Annotated in this window: 13 protein-coding genes and 1 pseudogene; 13 read left to right on the forward strand and 1 reads right to left on the reverse strand. The window is 70.2% G+C overall.

Annotated features, from left to right (window positions below):
- From SPR02S_RS38670 to SPR02S_RS38740, 13 genes and pseudogenes are all read left to right on the forward strand, one after another.
- Positions 1 to 1254 (forward strand): SCO6881 family protein (locus SPR02S_RS38670; RefSeq protein ID WP_019062393.1); only part of this gene is annotated, 1254 nt, incomplete at its 5' end.
- Between the two features lie 147 nt (positions 1255 to 1401).
- Positions 1402 to 2869: pseudogene (locus SPR02S_RS57295) on the forward strand (SCO6880 family protein).
- A 33-nt stretch (positions 2870 to 2902) separates the two neighbouring features.
- Positions 2903 to 3355 carry a DUF6238 family protein gene (locus tag SPR02S_RS38690; RefSeq protein ID WP_019062395.1) on the forward strand — a complete coding sequence of 151 codons (453 nt, stop codon included), beginning with the start codon at positions 2903 to 2905 and terminating at the stop codon, positions 3353 to 3355.
- A 28-nt stretch (positions 3356 to 3383) separates the two neighbouring features.
- The gene (locus SPR02S_RS38695) at positions 3384 to 4889 is read left to right on the forward strand and encodes a putative type IV secretion/conjugal transfer ATPase (RefSeq protein WP_019062396.1); all 1506 of its coding nucleotides are present in this window, start codon (positions 3384 to 3386) and stop codon (positions 4887 to 4889) included.
- Between the two features lie 30 nt (positions 4890 to 4919).
- Entirely contained in the window at positions 4920 to 5384 is a 465-nt protein-coding gene (locus tag SPR02S_RS38700) for a hypothetical protein (protein ID WP_106437103.1), read from the forward strand.
- 65 nt (positions 5385 to 5449) lie between these two features.
- Positions 5450 to 6100, forward strand: a complete 651-nt coding sequence (locus SPR02S_RS38705) for a hypothetical protein (RefSeq protein ID WP_019062398.1) — start codon at positions 5450 to 5452, stop codon at positions 6098 to 6100.
- A gap of 136 nt (positions 6101 to 6236) precedes the next feature.
- A complete protein-coding gene (locus tag SPR02S_RS38710; protein WP_019062399.1) occupies positions 6237 to 6815 on the forward strand; it encodes a hypothetical protein in 579 nt (192 codons plus the stop codon).
- Positions 6816 to 6912: 97 nt separating this feature from the next.
- The gene (locus tag SPR02S_RS38715; RefSeq protein WP_026151241.1) at positions 6913 to 7686 is read left to right on the forward strand and encodes a hypothetical protein; all 774 of its coding nucleotides are present in this window, start codon (positions 6913 to 6915) and stop codon (positions 7684 to 7686) included.
- 265 nt (positions 7687 to 7951) lie between these two features.
- On the forward strand, positions 7952 to 8173 hold the full coding sequence (locus SPR02S_RS38720) for a hypothetical protein (RefSeq protein WP_019062400.1): 222 nt from the start codon (positions 7952 to 7954) through the stop codon (positions 8171 to 8173).
- 195 nt (positions 8174 to 8368) lie between these two features.
- Complete coding sequence (locus SPR02S_RS38725; RefSeq protein WP_026151242.1) at positions 8369 to 9511, forward strand: AAA family ATPase; 1143 nt, start codon at positions 8369 to 8371, stop codon at positions 9509 to 9511.
- Positions 9508 to 11307 carry a vWA domain-containing protein gene (locus tag SPR02S_RS38730; RefSeq protein WP_019062402.1) on the forward strand — a complete coding sequence of 600 codons (1800 nt, stop codon included), beginning with the start codon at positions 9508 to 9510 and terminating at the stop codon, positions 11305 to 11307. The genes SPR02S_RS38725 and SPR02S_RS38730 overlap by 4 nt, the downstream gene beginning before the upstream one ends.
- A gap of 390 nt (positions 11308 to 11697) precedes the next feature.
- Entirely contained in the window at positions 11698 to 12894 is a 1197-nt protein-coding gene (locus SPR02S_RS38735; RefSeq protein WP_019062403.1) for a tyrosine-type recombinase/integrase, read from the forward strand.
- Positions 12887 to 15343, forward strand: coding sequence for a tyrosine-type recombinase/integrase (locus SPR02S_RS38740; RefSeq protein WP_019062404.1), 2457 nt, complete (start codon positions 12887 to 12889; stop codon positions 15341 to 15343). Before SPR02S_RS38735 ends, SPR02S_RS38740 begins: the two co-directional genes overlap by 8 nt.
- Positions 15344 to 15440: 97 nt before the next feature.
- Here SPR02S_RS38740 and SPR02S_RS38745 read toward each other — a convergent pair whose 3' ends face one another.
- Positions 15441 to 16337, reverse strand: coding sequence for an alpha/beta fold hydrolase (locus SPR02S_RS38745; protein ID WP_019062405.1), 897 nt, complete (start codon positions 16335 to 16337; stop codon positions 15441 to 15443).
- Positions 16338 to 16904: the final 567 nt, after the last annotated feature.

The raw sequence follows: 16904 nt of genomic DNA on the forward strand, positions 1-16904 counted from the left end.
TCCAGCGCTGCGGATCTCGCCGCGAAGGCCGTCGACGAGACCACCGCCATCGATCTCAACGCCGGTTGGTTCCGGGACAACTACGAACTCCTGCTGCCCATCGGGCTGGCGCTGACCGTCGGCACGTTCTGCATCCAGTTGATGTCCGCGGCCTGGCGGCGGGACGAACGTGCCCTCGCTCAGGCGGCGATCGGCACGATGACGGGGGTCCTGTTCTCCTTCTGTGCCGTCGCCTTCACCTCCGTCGCGATCACCGTGGTCGACGCGCTGTCCGACGGTCTGTTCCAAGCGGCCAACACCTCGGTCGACGACGCGGTCCGGCGTGTGGTGAAGGTCAGTGAACTGGGGGCGATGTACAGCCTGGGCTGGGGCGTCCCATCCCTGGTCGCCCTCGGATGTGCGATCGGCGCGTTCATGTACTGGGGAGTGATGGTCGCCCGGAAGGTCGGCGTCCTGGTCCTGGTCGCGCTCGCCGTGTTCGCCGGATCCGGCGGCGGCTGGGAGGTCGCCAAGCGATGGCGGCGCGGCTGGATCGAGGCCACCGCCACGCTGGTCGTCTCGAAACTCCTGATGACCGTCGTCTTCCTCATCGGCGTCTCGGCCATGGGCAAGTCGGACACCCACGACGGCATGGCCGCACTGTCCGACGCGATGGCGGGCATCGTCGTGATGGTGCTAGTCCTGCTGTGCCCGTACGCCACCTACAAGTTCGTCCACTGGGCCAGCGACGGCGGCGGCCACGACGACGTACACCGCACCGGCGTCGCCGGCCTGGCGGTCGCCGCCGGAGCCGCGAAGACCGCGGGCAGCCTCGCGATGCAGACCCGGACCGGCGCCCCTGCTCCGCAGGGTCCCAGTCAGGTCCCCGGCGCGGGCAGCGACGGTGTCGCCTCCGGGATCAACCCCTCTGGCGGCAACCTCAGCAAGGAGGGCATCGACGGCGGAACGCCCAAGCCGCAGACCCGGTTCCGGTACGGCGAGGACTCGAACGCCTCCGGCGACAAGGGTCGGGCCCTGATCCAGCGCCCCGGCATCCCGCCGCTCGTCACCCGGCCCGGCGAGGGCGAATCGGGAGGTTCCGAACGGGAGGCCCAGGGTGGGCAGTTCGCCGGTGCTTCGGCTCCGGGCGGCAGTGTAACCCGCGCTGGTACCGCAGCATCCGAGAGCGCCAGCGGTCCTGCCACGCCGTCGGCAGCCGGTTCCCCGACGCCGACAAGCTGGGTGTTCCCCACCCAGCCGCCTTCGGAGTCCTGACCAACTCCCGGGCAGGGGGCGGGCTGCACCCGCAGCCCGCCCTCTGTCCCCCCGCACCACCGATCACCACAGACGGAGGCCCGCAGTGACTTCCAGAAGAGCGCCACACGCCTCGCCCTCCGCCCGCACCCACTGTCTGGAACCACCATGCCCGACAAGCCCCAAGTCACCACGGCCACCGTGAAGTTCCCGCACCGCAGCAGGCGCGGCATCCTGCTCGGACTGGCCGCCCCGCAACTGATCGCCGTCACTCTCACCGGCGTCCTCCTGCTCGCCGTGATCCTCACCCGCGGTGTGGCCGGTGCTCTCGAACTCGTCCCCCTCTGGGCCGCCATCGCCCTGTTCGTCTTCGTCCGTCACCGAGGCCGCGCCCTGGCCGACTGGGCTCCGATCGCAACCCGCTACGTCCTGCGCCGGATGCGCGGCCAGCTTGTCTGGCTCACCCGTCCCTCCCGCCGCCCGGTCCGCGAAGGACTCCTCCACCTGCCCGGCACCGCGGCCAGCCTGCGGGTGGTCACCGCCCCCGACCGCCGCTACGGCGCGGTCCACAACCCGCACACCGGCACCCTGACCGCCGTCGTCAAGGTCTCCTCCCGCGCCTACGCGCTGCTCGACCCGGGCACCCAGAACGCCAACGTCACCGGCTGGGGCCGTGCCCTCGCGGCGCTCGCCCGCACCGGCCACATCGCCCGGATCCAGGTGATCGAGCGCACCGTCCCGGACTCCGGCGACGCCCTGCGCCGCTACTGGGAGGACCACGGCCGCCCCAACGCCCCCGTCGCAGGCTCGATCTACGGCGAGCTGATCCAGAGCGCGGGCCCGGCGGCAGCACCGCACGAGGCCTACGTCGCGATCTCGCTGGATGCGAAGGCCGCGCGGCGTCTGATCAACCAGGCCGGAGGCGGTCTGACCGGGTCCTTCAGCGTCCTGGCGCAGTTGACCTCGACCTTCGACCAGGCCGCGCGCACGGCCGGGCTCAACCCCACCGGCTGGCTCACCGCCCGCGAGATCGCGGCCGTCGTACGCACGGCGTACGACCCCAAGTCCCTTGCAGCCCTTGACCGTTGGTCCACCGCCGGGCGTCCCGAGGCAGAGCCCGCCGCTGCCGGACCCGTCGTGGTCGTCGAGAAGGCGGACCACATCGCGACCGACTCGGCCCTCCACGCCACGTACTGGGTGGAGAACTGGCCCCGCACCGAGACCTCGGCAGGCTTCCTTCACCAGCTCCTGTTCACAGCCGGGAATCCGGCGCACGCTSTCSCTGTCGTACGARCCGAAGGGACTGGACGCCGCCCTGCGCGACGTCCAGCGCAAGAAGGCCAGCGTCATCGCGGATGCCGCCGAGCGCGCCCGGCGCGGCCAGGTCGACTCCGAGGCCGACTCGATCGAGTACCAGGACATCAAGTCCCGCGAGCGCCAGCTCATCGCGGGCCACGCGGATGTCGCCCTGACCGGCCTGCTGACCGTCTCGGCCGACAGCGAGGAGGAACTGCGTTCCGCCTGCGCGGTCGTGGAGACCGCGGCCGTCGGCGCCCAGCTCGACCTGAGGCCGCTCACCTGGCAGCAGGCCGAAGCGTTCACCGCCGCCGCCATGCCGCTCGCCCTCGCCGCCTGACGCAGGCCGATCTCCCGCCGAAAGAGCACCCTCATGTCCCGCACTCCCAGCCCGACGCCGCAGGACTTCGTGCCCTTCGCCACCGCCGCGCTCGACTTCCACCGCGCGCTCAACATCCCGGGCGGCCCCCTGGTCACCACGCGCGCCGAGTTGGACGCCCTGCACTCCCATCTCGTCTCACTGCACGGTCTGCTCGACGCCCATACCGGCCGCACCGGACACCTCGCCCCGGCCGAGGGCGACCACCTCCACGCCGCCCGCACGCGGATCTGGCAGGCCGCCGACCACATCCACTCCGCCTACCACGCGGCACCCCGCCCGGACTCCGACGAGGTGCCCGGCCGCGAGGCGTGCCAGGCACAACTGCCCGAAGGCGCACCGGAGTTGACGATCTGCCAGCGCCATCAGCGAACCGCGCACCTGGTGCGCCGCCGCACCACCCCGGCTGACCTGTACGCGCCGTTCACCGGCCTCGTCCGTCGCTGACCCGCCTTTTCTGTCTGGAGAACTGTTCATGCCCCGCACCCGCGCCAGTGCCTCTCCCCTGTTCGTCCCCCGCAAGACATCCCGCGCCGAGCAGCGGGCCGCTCGCGCCGGTTTCGCCGCAGCCCGCCACAAGGCCCGCCGCGCCACCGCCCCGCCGAAGCACCGCGCCGAGCAGGCCCTCGACCCGCAACTGCGGCCGGCCTACCCGCTGTCCGGACGCCCCGGCCCCTCCTCCGCTCGGGGCGGCAAACTCAGCCTGCCCGCCCACCGGATGACCACCGCCACCGTCTCCGGGGCCTACCCCTTCCTCGCCGAGGGCGGCCTCGGCGCGGAGGGCATCTTCATCGGCAGGGACGTACACGCCGAAGCCGCCTTCTGCTACGACCCGTTCTCCCTCTACAGCAGCGGCCGGATCGAGGGCTTCACCAACCCCAACGCCGTCCTGGCCGGGATCATCGGCATGGGCAAGAGTGCGCTGGCCAAGTCCATCGCCACCCGGGCGATCGCCCACGGCTACCGGGTCTACGTTCCCTGCGATCCCAAGGGAGAGTGGACGCCCGTCGCCCAGGCCCTCGGCGGCTACAGCATCGCGCTCGGCCCGGGACTCCCCGGCAGGCTCAACCCCCTGGACGCACCGGCGCGACCTGCCTCGGTGAGCGAAGGCGATTGGTCGACCGAGGTCCGCAAGCGCCGCCTCCTGCTCCTGGCAGCCCTGGCCCGCACCGTGCTGAAGCGCGATCTGATGCCGATGGAGCACACCGCCCTGGACCTCGCGCTCGACTTGGTCGTCGCCGAGGCCGACGCCGACGGCACGGTGCCGCTGCTCGGCGACATCGCGCACGCCCTCGGCTCCCCCGAGCGTCTCGACCGCGCCCTTGGCGACCAAGCCGGACGCATGGGGCCCGCCGCACAGGACCTCGCTCACGCCCTGCGCCGTCTCGTGCACGGCGACCTGAGCGGCATGTTCGACGCCCCCTCGACCGTGGCCTTCGACCCGACCACCCCCATGCTGTCCATCGACCTCTCCCGCCTCGGCGGCTCCGGCGACGACACCGCCCTGGTCTTGGCGATGACCTGCGCGAGCGCGTGGATGGAGTCCGCGCTCGCCGACCCGGACGGCGGCCGACGGTGGGTGATCTACGACGAGGCCTGGCGGGTGATGCGGCACGTCGGCCTGCTGGAGCGCATGCAGTCCCAGTGGAAGCTCTCCCGTGGCCTCGGCATCGCCAACCTCATGGTCATCCACCGCCTCAGCGACCTGCTCAGCGCGGGCGACGCGGGCTCACGCGGCCGGGTACTGGCCGAGGGCCTCCTGGCCGACTGCTCCACCCGCATCATCTACCGCCAGGAACCCGACCAACTCGCCGCTGCCGCCTCGCTGTTGGGCCTGACCGGTGTCGAGACACAGGCGGTGTCCGCCCTGACCAAGGGCCGGGGCCTGTGGAAGGTCGCGGGCCGCAGCTTCATCACCCAGCACATCCTGCACCCGGCCGAACGCGAGCTGTTCGACACCGACGCCCGCATGGCCGCCTAGCCCATGCCTGCCATCGAAGGGAGTTGGGACATGGCGTCATCTGTATCGCGGGCAGACCAGCGAGTGCACAGGGAAGGCCAGGCCGTCAGCCCGGGCACCGCCGCTCCGGCCGTCGACTGGAACGACCGGCTCGCCACCGCCCGGCCCGAGGAGTTCTCCGAGCTGTTCCACCAGGCGATCACGGAGGACTTCGGCGCGGTGGCCCGGCTGCACCAGATGCTCGAAACCGCCTCTCAGTGGTGCCGCGCGAACGGCGCCCGCGGCAGTGCCGTCGAGCTGGACGTCCTCGCCGACCGCCTGACCGACCTCGGCGAAGAGCTGCACCTCGTGGGAGAGGCCGTGGGCCAGGAGATCCACGCCCGCTCGCGTCGAACGGCAGCAGCCGCCCGTCTCTCCCCCGCCGTGTCAGTCCGCGGGACTTTCGTCGGTCGGCAGAGCGAGGCTCCTGCTCCTCTCCCACCGAACACCCTCCGCTCACTGCCGCGTTCGCGGTGAACACCGGCACAGGAACGAGGACAACCGTGCCCACCCCTCCCGCTTCCCACGAAACCCAGCCGTCGGTGAGCACCGACCCCCTGGCGTGGCGCCGGCACATCCCGGCTCTGGCCTCCGCCGCTGCCGGCATCAGGCAAGCCTCCAATGCCTGGGACGCGGTCTCGGACTCCTTCTGCGACCACGACGGCTGGCCCACCTACGAGGAGGACTATGCGGACGGCAAGGTGACACGCGACGCCGAAGCGTGGAAACACGTCGAGGTCTTCCTCGCCCACGGCCCCGAGGTCCTGGCCGGTGTCCGCAACGCCGCCAGCGGCGCCGACTACGTCGAGGGACCAATCAGCAACGACCTCCGGCGGCTGCGCGGAATCGACACCACCCTCGAACGAGCAGGCCAGATTCAACACGAGTGGGACCAGGTCATGGCCCTTATGGAGGGCTCGCAACCCGGCTCACTGGAGCTCTATGAGAGCCGGGCCAAGGAGATCCGCAACTCCGAAGGCTGGCACCACGCGGACGAGCTGTCCTTCCAGGGCCCGGCGCTTGTTCGGGCTGCCGACTACCTGGCCAACCGGATGGATGCCGACCGGCTTTCGCAGACCGACCGCGTCCAGGTCGCCCTCGCTCGATCCGCCTCCGGCGACCGCGCGGTCCTGCCTGCTTCCCCGTCCGCGCCCGCAGTGCCGAACCCGCCGGTCCCTCGCCGGTCCCGCTGACGTTGTTAGCACCGATCTGCGGCGCGGCCCAACCGGCCGATCGCCGGATCCTCGTGGAACGCCACCACCTCGACCCGCCCCCCACTCCGCGCCTCACGCCCTCAACCGCTGGAGTACCCGGCCACGGAGAACACTCATGCACGCCGATCAACCCCTGGTCACCATCCAGCAGGAGGGCTCAGCCATCACCACGCGGACCAGCGGACCTCCACCCCAGCACGCCGCCGACTCTCCGGAACGAGAACACGGATACGGACACCTCACCGCGCTCCTGCGCCAACGCGGCCTGAAGTGCACCGTCGAGTACGGCCTCAGCGACTACATCGTCTATGCCCAACTCCCCGACGGCAGCTCGCTGTTGATCTCGCCGCCCCAGGAACCGCCTACCGATCACCCACCCGGGCACCCCGAGAGCTGGATGGTGACCCGCGCGCACCCCGACAACTCCGCAATTCACGAAGTGCTCTACGACTCGGAACCCGACGGCCCCCAAGCCCGGCACGGTGGCAGCGTCCCGAGCCTGCTCACCGCCATCGACGCGCGCCTGGATCAACTCGGTGTGCCTCGACGGGCGGAAGCTGCCTCACCGCGAGTGAGTGCTGCTCTCGCGCCCTCGCCGTCCGCCCAGCGCACGGTCCCAGCCCACCTTCCAGCGGCCCCGTCCGCCCGCCCGACGCTGCCGCCCACCCATCCCTCGTCCGCAGCCGCTCGCTGACCGCGTCCCGCCCAGGAGTCCTCCATGTCCCTCACCAGCAGAACCATCCCGGCCCTCGACCGCCCTGCTCCCCGAGCCCGCACAGGATGGATCAGCCATGCCCGCCCCCGATCACGACTCGCGTCCCGACGTCGCAGTCGGCCACCACCCCGACTACGGCATCGTCGCCGCGAACCCCAAGCAACTTGCCGCCAGCACATGGATGTTGAAGCGTCTCGACTTCCATCCCGTCCCGGGCCGGCCGACGCTGTACGCACTGACCGACCAACAGCGTGACGGACAGGAGCGTGCCACCCGGGCCGTCGCGCTGCTGCGCAAGGCCGACTACCACGTTGATGCGGACGCCGCGTTCGACCCCTCACTCGCCTCCGAGGCACCTGCCACCCGTCACCAGCTTCCGCACGCAGAAGCAGACATCGCGTTCGCCGAGCATCCACAACTCGGCATCGTCGCATCCGCCGGCCACCGCTTCTCCGCGACCGGCGGCCGACTCGCCCTGCTGGACGAGGGCTGGCGGCACGATCCGAACGCGGGCGTCTACACCCTGCCCACCGCCATCGGGCGCACCGAAGCCTTGAGGAAGGTCGCCGACGTCACGTCGTCGATGCACCGGGCCGGCCTCCGAGCCGTAGCGGAACCCCTCCTCGCCCAGGACCTGGCGCCCTATCGGCAACCTGCGTCCACGCCGGCCGCACCCCGCGAACGCGGCCAAGGGCCCACCACCGGCAAGTTCTCCATCAGCGTGGCCGCGCTCGCCGTCAGCCCAGCCCGCGACGGCCTCGCGGACAAGGCGCCGGGTCCCGCTCCCGCCACAGCTGCTCCCGCGTCCCGACCGGTCGACCCGCGCATCGCCTTCTCCCGCAACCGCTGACCCAACTCCCGTAAGGAGCAGTTCCCATGGCCGTGTTGGTACACCCGGCTATCAGAACGTGCGGAAAGGCGAGTCAGGTAGCTGCGGGGCGGTGAGGCCCGCCCTGGAGCATGTCGGCAGTCATTGCCCATCGTTCGTGGTCCAGCCACGCACCGTTGATGTGCTGGAAGTTCCGGGCCCGCCTCGCCTTCGCCCAACACCCCACCGCTTTCCCGCCACCACCGATAGGAGATCCGCCTTGCCCGAAGCACCAGCAGAGCCGTTCATGACGATCCGGCACGCCATCACCGGCGAGATCACCACCACCGGCTACAACGCCGCCGCCCGGCGGATCCTGCTCCAGGACGGCTTCGAAGAGACGCCAGGCTGCGCCTGCCGAGCGACGGAACCCGGTACGGAGCGGACGCACGGGCCTGCTCGGCAGCCAGCGAGCTGCTCGTCGCCGGCCATCCCCTGCACCTGGACCGAGCCCTCGGTCGGCCGGTGAGCGCCGACAATACGCCCCGGTTGGCCCGGTCGCCGATGTCGGCAAAGTCCGTGATCCGCTCCGAGAGCGGCCAGCCTCTTCAGCGCATCGCCAACCCCGCCCGCACCCGCACCTGTTGAAAGGGGCCTCGTTGTGACCACACCCGGAACGCGCAAGAGTTCAGCGCGCACCAAGGGCGGCGAACTACGGGCCAAGGTGGCCCGCCTGCTGGCCGACCGGCCGGCGGACACGCTCACCATCGGGGACATGGCCAGGCAGCTGGGCCACTCCCACGGCGCCGTCCGCAACGCCGCCCTCACCCTGGTGCGACGCGGCGAGGCCGACCAAGGCGGAAGGGGACAACCGGAGTTCCGCGCGAACGCGAAAACCGCCGCAGCCGCGCAGACCGCTGTGATCAGCCCACCGGGCACCCACTCTCCCCGCGCCCAGGCGGCCACGGCCCGCACGACCATTCCCGCAGCAGCCACGCCCAGGCAGACCGGCCCGATCCGCCGCGCGGGGGGCCAGGTCTACCACCCCCGGGAGCTGGCCGATCTGCCCGATGTCGAGGCGTTGAATCGCTTGCGCGACGCCGACGTGCCGGTGCTGCTCTACGGCCCTCCGGGCACCGGCAAGACGAGTCTGGTCGAGGCGGCGTTCGAGGACCTGCTCACCGTCGCCGGTGACGGCGACACCACGGTCGGCGACTTGATCGGCGAGTACACACAGGACGACGCGGGAGGCTACGTCTTCCAGTACGGTCCGCTGGTCACCGCGATGACCGAGGGCCGCGCCCTGCTGATCGACGATGCCACCTTGATCTCACCGAAGGTCCTGGCGGCGCTGTATCCCGCGATGGACGGGCGCAGGCAGATCCAGGTCAAGGCCCACAAGGGCGAGACCATCAAGGCCGAGCCGGGCTTCTACGTGGTGGCGGGCCACAATCCCGGCGTCCACGGTGCGGTTTTGACGGAGGCGCTCGCGAGCCGGTTCAGCGTGCAGATCCAGATCGGCACGGACTATGACCTCGCCCTGGCGCTGAGGATCGATGCCCGGGTGGTCCGGGTCGCCCGACACCTCGCCCACCAGGTCGAACTCGGCGAGCTGGGCTGGGCCCCCCAACTGCGAGAGCTGCTCAGCTACCAGAAGACCGAGGCCGTCCTCGGCACCAAAGCCGCGCTCGCGAACCTGGTCGGCATCGCTCCTCTGGAGGATCGCGACGCCGTCGCCGCCGCCGTCATCAAAGCTGCCGGCGTCAAGAAGATCGCGCCCCTCACCCTCGGCAAGCAGCTCTCCGCCCCGGCCGTCCGGCAGCCCCCGGGCAGCACCGGCTCCGCGCACCGGGGCCGCTCGCGATGAGCGCCCACCACCACGTCCAGTCCCCCGCCACCACGCCGGACGACGACGCCGACCTCGCGCGATGGGACGACGACGGCGCCCCGCCCGCGCAACCCCGTTCCTCCCCGGACGCGTGGCTGCGCGTGGGAGCCGAACTCGGCGATCGGCTGGTCGCCCTCTCCGGCCGCCCAGACCTCCTCGTCACCTGCCGCCCCGGCACGCGCAGCGGCGCACCGGCCGCGTTCTTCCCCACTCTGGGCGAGGTCGAGTTCGACGCCGGCCTGTTCGCCCCGCTCCAGCCCCACGAGATCCATCCGCGGATCGTGGGCGACGAGGAGCGGTATCCCGCCGCCTGGGGAGTGTTCGTCCACGAGGCCGCGCACGCCGCCCACTCCGTCTGGACGGCACCTGCCGGAGCGAACCCCCGTGTCGTCGAGGCCGCGCTCCTGCTGGAGGAGAGCCGCGTCGAAGGCGCACACCTGAACCGGCGGCCCACGGACCGCACCTATCTGCGCACCAGTGCCCGAACCCTGGTCATGCCCGACACCGCCCACCCCACCCTCCAGGGCATCGAGCACGCCGCCGCCGTGGCGGCCCTGGTCCTCGGCCGCCGTGACGTCGGCATCCTGGACGCCGGCGAGACCCGGGCCGTCGCCGATCTGTGCGAACAGGTGCTGGGCGCAAACCTGCTGGCCACACTCACCCGCATCTGGACCGCAGCCCACCAGTGCGCCGACCACGACGCCACGACCATGCTCGCGCACGCTCAACAATGGTGCGACGCTCTGGACACCGCGGCCCCCGCCCTGCCCGTGCCGGAGAACCTCACCGATCTGCTGTCCGGCGCCGTGGGGGTCGTCATGGACAGCACGGCAGCCACCGACACCGCCGACCTCGCGGCACAGGCCGCAGCGACCAACGCCATGGCCGCGCAGTCCAAGGCGCAGGCACAGGACCGCGCCCAGCGGGCCGGCCAGCGACGCAAAGCCGCCGCCACCGCCAAGTCGGTCTTCAACGCCCGTGGCACCACCGTCACCCCCGACGGCACACCGGCGCCCTACGGCAGCCCGGTCACCGGCACCCGCAGGCCCACCGCCGCCGAGCAGAGTGCCGCCGCGCGCCTGAGCCGCGCCCTGCGTGCCGCCGCCTACCGCGAGCGGACCGAGGAGCGGACCACCAGCCCCACCCCGCCCGGCCGCCTCAACATGCGCGCGGCCCTCGCCCGCGACGCTCAGCGCGCAGCCGGGTCGGTCCCCACCGCGGAACCGTTCACCCACACCCGCCGCCGCAACTCCCCCACCCCACCGCTGCGTGTGGGTATCGCCGTCGACGTCTCCGGCTCCATGCGTGCCGCCTGCGCGCCCGTCGCGTCCGCTGCCTGGATCGTGGCACGCGCAGCAGCCCTGACCGACCCCGACTCCCTCACCGCCACCATCGCCTACGACAAGCACCTGACCGCATTGACCCGACCCACCCACCGAGCACCAGAGCGCGTGACGACGTTCGATGCCAACGGCGGCCACCACAACCTCGGCGACGCCATCGACGCACTCGACCACGGCCTCGAACTCAGCCACCCCGGCGCCGGCCGCCTCCTCGTGATCGTCACCGACGCCCGGTACGGCAACGACGAAACCACTCAAGCCGTCACCCGCGTCAAGCAGCTCACGACCGCCGGCTGCGCCGTACTCCAGCTCACCCTCACCGCGAAGTCCCGCCACTTGCCGGGGACCACCTTGCTGCACCTGCCCCAACCCTCCAGCGCTCCCGTCGCCATCGCCACGGCGGCCACAGACGCCATCCGCAGGACACGCTGAGACGACGAGAAGGCGGAAGCGTCCCCGAGACCACCGCCAAGCACTCCAGACCACCTCCGTCCGCCGCATGAATCGCGCATCTGATGCACGGCCCTCCGCAACGACGCAGGCCACCACCCCAACCGCCAACGAAAGGCACTCGATTTGAAGCCCCAGACCAGCAGCCCGACCTCGAACGTAACGCCCATCAAACGGAATTCCCCGGGGGTCCCTCAGAAGTGGACTGTCGAGCACCGTTGCGGCCACGAGGTCGTCCATGATCTGTCCGACCGGCCCGCCGACCGGCGGGCCGGGTTCGCACGCTGGCTCGCCGAGCGCGACTGCTCTGTTAACTGCACCATCCTCGCCTCGTTGGTCACGGTGTTACATGCCGCGATCAGGGAGCAAGTGATGGATGTACGCGATGAGTTGATGGAGGGGCAGCGGGTCATTCCGCGCCTCGGACGAGTCGTCGAGGTGAGCCGGGCACATCCGCCGTACGCGGTGCTCGACCCGGTGGGAGCTGAGGTCGAGCCGGTCACGGCGTTTCTGCGGGACCTGGCGCTCGGGGATTCCAGCCCGCTGACCTGCCGGAGCTACGGCTACGGGATGCTGCGGTGGTTCCGCCTGCTTTGGCTGCTGGGCACTGGGTGGGACCGCGCGACGGAGTCCGAGGTCGCGGTGCTGACGGGTTGGCTTCGCTCGGCGGCCAACCCGCAGCGCCAGCGGCACAGGGCCAACGCGCCGGTGGCCGGGGCGGTCAATCTCCGCACGGGCAAGGCGTCTCTGGGGGCGGGGTACGCGCCACGCACGATCAACCATGCCCTGACGGTGATCAGCGGGTTCTACGAGTTCCACGCCCATCAGGGGCGAGGTCCGGTCGTGAACCCGGTGCCGCACTCGTCGCAGCGGCGCCGGGCTCTGGGGCACCGTAGTCCGCTGGAGCCTACGCCGTTGGTCGGACGGGCCCGGTTGCGGCAGCGGGTGCCCGACCGGCCGCCGCGCTCCATTCCCGACCGGCTGTGGGACGAGCTGTTCGCCGCGATGAACTGCGACCGGGACCGGGCGCTGCTGGAGATCTACGTCTCCAGCGGTGCCCGTGCCGAGGAACTCCTCGGCATCGCGGTCGGTGATATCGGCTGGTCCGGGCAGCGCATCTACGTGATCACCAAAGGCACGCGGGCCAGGGAAGCGGTGCCGGTCTCCCCGCAGGGGCTGTTCCGCCTGGCCCTCTATCTCGACACGGCGGGCACGCCCACCGGGGGTGCACCGGTCTGGCGGACCATCCGCGGACCCGAGCGTCCACTGACCTACTGGGCGATGCGCCGTGTCATGCAGCGGGCGAACACGCTGCTGGGCACGAACTGGTCCCTTCACGATCTGCGGCACACCGCCGCTTACCGCATGGCCAACAGCGGGAAACTCACACTCCCCGAAGTTCAGACGATCATGCGGCACTCCGACATCCACACCACCAGCCGCTATCTGGCCGTGCACATCGAGGAGCTCTTCGACAAGCTCACCGAGCACTACTCCGCGCCCCGGCCGCCACGGCACTACCCCGCGGGCTACGCCACGGCGGACATCGAGGCGGTCTTCGGTGGCTGACCTGACGCGCCCCACCACCGGAGTCAGCCGCCGCCACGTCCAGGTCAGCGACGAGCCCGGCTTCGCCGGCCGCTTCGTCGCAGGCCAGATCGAGGCCCGCCCGGCCTCCCCGACCACACGGCCCCGCCCCTTCGGTGACCTGTCCACCGCCTCGTCACAGCGCATCGGCGAACTCGCGCACGACGTCTGTACAGCAGCTGCCGCGCAGACCGCCGATCAGCACCGGGCTTCAACCCGGCGTGTCCTGGCCTACCTTGACCGGTTCGAGGGCAGCACCTGGCAGCGCCGCTGGGACGCCAGCCCACTGGGCCGGGGCGATATCAACGCCGCTGACCTGGGCACCAACCGGTACGGGCAGAACTACAGCATCGGCATCAAGACGCTGTTCTGCCTGCGGATCGTCCAGCCCACGCTGCTGGTGATGAAGAAGCACAACTTCAACGGGTTCGCCGACCAGTTCATCGCTGCCCAGAAGGACCCGCTGCTGGAGAAGTACGCCGAACACGTCACCGCCCATGACATGTCCTGGCCGCACAAACGTGAAGCGCTCTTCGACGTGTGCTGTCTGCTCGCGGTCCAGGGCATCGGCTTCGCGGATCTCACCCCTGCGGCCCTGCTTCACCACGCCCACGAATCGCGGAAGGCCAAAGCCGTCCTGCGGCCGGGCAAGAAGGACGCCAACGTGTTCTCCGGTCGCGCTTCCTGGAACGTCCTCCACGCGATGGGGCACTTCTCGCCCAGCACACCCGCCACCATGCGTCAGGCCCTGCACCGCGGCCAGCTCACCCTCGAGGAACTCGTCGACCGTCACACCATCCGCAACCAGAGCGTCCGCCGGCTCCTGCTCGACTACTTCCACCGCCGCAAGGCCGACACCGACTACGCCTCCCTGGTCAATATCGTCCGACACCTCGCCCACGACTTCTGGGCCGGCATCGAAGAGATCAACCCCGAGCAAGCCGATCTGAGCATCCCGGCTGACCTCTACAGCGCCTGGCGCAAGAAGATCGGCATCCGCAAGGACGGCAAGCCCCGCATCGGCGTCGACGCCATCGTCATCGCCGTCCGCAGTTTCTACTACGACCTGCACACCTGGGCCGCCGACGACCCCGACCGCTGGGCCCCCTGGGTCGCCTCGTGTCCTGTCTCGCCCAGCGAACTGCGCGGACTGGCAAAGCGCCGCCGCCGGATCAACGAGCGGTCCGCCGACCGAACCCGACAGCGCCAGCCGCTCCTGCCACTTCTCGTCCGACACGTCGAAGAGCGCTACGACCACACCCGCACTCTCCTGGAACAGGCATCAGCATCAGCCGGCAACGCGCCCTTCACTCACGTCGGCCGCACCTACCGCCGCGTCCTGACCGAGGAGGATCTCACGCTCGCCCGCGGCGGCCACCGCACGCCTGTCCGTGTCCGGGACGACACCGGGCAGCTGATCCAGATCGAAGCAGAGGAGGAGACAGCCTTCTGGGACTGGGCCGCGGTCGAGACCTTGCGCCACTCGGGCGTCCGCATCGAGGAGATGTGCGAAATCAGTCACCTCAGCATCCGTCACTACCAGCGCAGCAGCGGCGAGATGATCGCCCTCCTGGTCGTCAGCCCGTCCAAGACCGACCGTGAGCGCGTCATCCCGATGTCCGCCGAGCTGTTCCACGTCATCGCCTCCGTCATCCGACGGCACACGCGCGACGGAAACCCCGTCCCGCTCCTGCGCCGCTTCGACCCGCACGACAAGGTCTGGAGCCCTCCGATGCCGTTCCTGTTCCAGCGCAAGATCGGCTCCACCCGCAGCGTGATCAGCCCCGTAACCGTCCTGAGCATGCTCGAACGACGCGGCAAGGACCTCGCTGAACGCCATCCCGCGTTCCGCTCAGTCAAGTTCACCCCGCACGACTTCCGAAGAATCTTCACCACCGAGCTCGTCAACAGCGGACTCCCCATCCACATCGGCGCCGCCCTGCTCGGCCACCTCAACATCCAGACAACACGTGGCTACGTCGCCGTCTTCGATGAAGACGTCGTCCGCCACTACCTCACCCACCTCAACGAACGTCGCCGGCTCCGCTCCGACGACGAATACCGCGACGTCACCAGCGACGAGTGGGACGAGTTCGAAGAGCACTTCGACAAGCGCAAGGTAGAACTCGGCGCATGCGGACGCCCCTATGGCACCCCCTGCCAGCACGAACACGCCTGCATCCGCTGCCCCATGCTCCAAGTCAGCCCGAAGATGATCAGCCGACTCGACGACCTCGAAACCGACCTCATCACCCGCCGAGCCCGCGCCAAAGCCGAGGGCTGGGCCGGCGAGATCGAAGGACTCGACCTCACCCTCCAGATCCTCCGCACCAAACGGGACGACACCCGCCGCCGCACCCACCGCCCCACCGTCGACCTCGGTATCCCCGTCCCCCGAACACCGGCAGACCCGGATGGCGGATCGGCGTAGGGGGAAGTCCTGTGGCGTCCGATGGCCATTTCGTTGAAGAGGGCAGCTGGCTGACTGCCCCCTTCAACGCGTTAGCTGGCGGTTGTGCCTTCTGGGGTCAGACGGTCAGTTGATCGAGGATGCTGGTCACCTCCGACGGTTTGAGCAGAAACCCGACGTGGCTGGTGACCAGGGTGTGCACGTCGTATGGGTTGTCGGGCGTCAGGGCGTCGGCTTCGGCGATCAGACGGTTCTGCATGGCCACGGGAAGCGACCGGTCGTCGGTGAGACGGATGTAGGTGCGGGCGATGGTGCCCCAGGTTGCGGCGTGGCCGCGTGCGTCGGACATCATCACCGCCAGGGACTCGTCCGGCTGGAGGATGTTGAGGAAGGCCCGGAACTGTTCATCGGTACCGTCCGCCATGATCGCCGCCTTGAGTGCGGCGAGCAGGGTCGGGTCGGCGGTGCGGTAGTTGGCCCGGCCGACGCCGAGTTCGCCGGGGTCGCCGACGTTCAGCGCGGCCAGTGGAGCCAGCAGGTTTTCGCCGAACTCGGGCTCCTGCATGTACTCGATGGGGTTCGCGCGCTGCACGCACGACCACGCGGAGATGTAGACGAGTCGGCTCACCTGGTCAGGGATCGTGTTGCCCACCCCGGTGATGGTGGTGCCGCCGAGACTGGCGCCCACGAGTACCACCGGCCCGTGCTCGGCCACTCGTCGGACGACGTCGGCGACCATGTCGATGTTGTCCTGCAGGGTGACCCCAGCCAGTGTCGACGGTTCGGCCGCCCACGTGTCGAGGTCCTGCGGGGCCTGGTAGGCGGCCGGGTACTGGGCGTCGAAGCCGTGCCCCGGCAGGTCGACGGCAAAGCTGCGATGGCCGAGCAGCGCCAGTTCACGCTGGACGGGAGCCCACATCAGCGAGCTGGAGCAAGAGCCGTGCACGAGTACGAAAGTGGGATTCGCGTCGCGGGCCTGCTGCGGAGAGGAGGAGTTGGTGGAGAGGGATGTCATACGGGGCAGTCCAATGTCCGGTGGGCGGCACGGCGGGCATGCCGGATGGGCTGATGCCGGCCGGTGAGCCGCCGAAGCTAAAGCAGAATGGGCGCGCCTGTCACCAGACGCAGCGCGGTTCAGTGGCCAGGCGCACACAGGCCGGTAGCTACGGTCAACCAGCGCGTGCCAGCCGGTCAGGGACAGCACAGGGCGTGGAAGCACTTACCGGCAACGATGCGCGACGGCGGACAGGGCCGAGCGATACCCGCAGGGCGGTGCCGTGAGACCGCGGTGGTCTCCTGCGGGTTCCTCGACTGACACCGGTCGCTGAGCGACTGCGGCGGCAGACGTCTTAGGCGGTCCGAACGCGGACGAAGATGTAGGACATGACAAAACCCTATCTGATCACGGGTTGCTGCCGAAGCCCAATGATGACCTCGGTGGTGCACCGCCGTGATCCGCAGTCAGGCGATGCTCACGAACTTCGAGGGCTCTGAGGTGCTTGCCCATTCGGCACACGTCACAGACTGGGCCGACCCATGATCGCAACGTGTGCGCGAGTCACTACCGCATTCTTTGCGACAG

The organism is Streptomyces prunicolor NBRC 13075 (assembly GCF_000367365.1).
Taxonomy (GTDB): domain Bacteria; phylum Actinomycetota; class Actinomycetes; order Streptomycetales; family Streptomycetaceae; genus Streptomyces; species Streptomyces prunicolor.

Coding starts and splice junctions, on each gene's coding strand:
- SPR02S_RS38700 (WP_106437103.1), top strand. CDS start 4,920: ATGGCGTCATCTGTATCGCGGGCAGACCAGCGAGTGCACAGGGAAGGC.
- SPR02S_RS38695 (WP_019062396.1), top strand. CDS start 3,384: ATGCCCCGCACCCGCGCCAGTGCCTCTCCCCTGTTCGTCCCCCGCAAG.
- SPR02S_RS38715 (WP_026151241.1), top strand. CDS start 6,913: ATGCCCGCCCCCGATCACGACTCGCGTCCCGACGTCGCAGTCGGCCAC.
- SPR02S_RS38710 (WP_019062399.1), top strand. CDS start 6,237: ATGCACGCCGATCAACCCCTGGTCACCATCCAGCAGGAGGGCTCAGCC.
- SPR02S_RS38720 (WP_019062400.1), top strand. CDS start 7,952: ATGACGATCCGGCACGCCATCACCGGCGAGATCACCACCACCGGCTAC.
- SPR02S_RS38690 (WP_019062395.1), top strand. CDS start 2,903: ATGTCCCGCACTCCCAGCCCGACGCCGCAGGACTTCGTGCCCTTCGCC.
- SPR02S_RS38735 (WP_019062403.1), top strand. CDS start 11,698: ATGGATGTACGCGATGAGTTGATGGAGGGGCAGCGGGTCATTCCGCGC.
- SPR02S_RS38730 (WP_019062402.1), top strand. CDS start 9,508: ATGAGCGCCCACCACCACGTCCAGTCCCCCGCCACCACGCCGGACGAC.
- SPR02S_RS38745 (WP_019062405.1), bottom strand. CDS start 16,337: ATGACATCCCTCTCCACCAACTCCTCCTCTCCGCAGCAGGCCCGCGAC.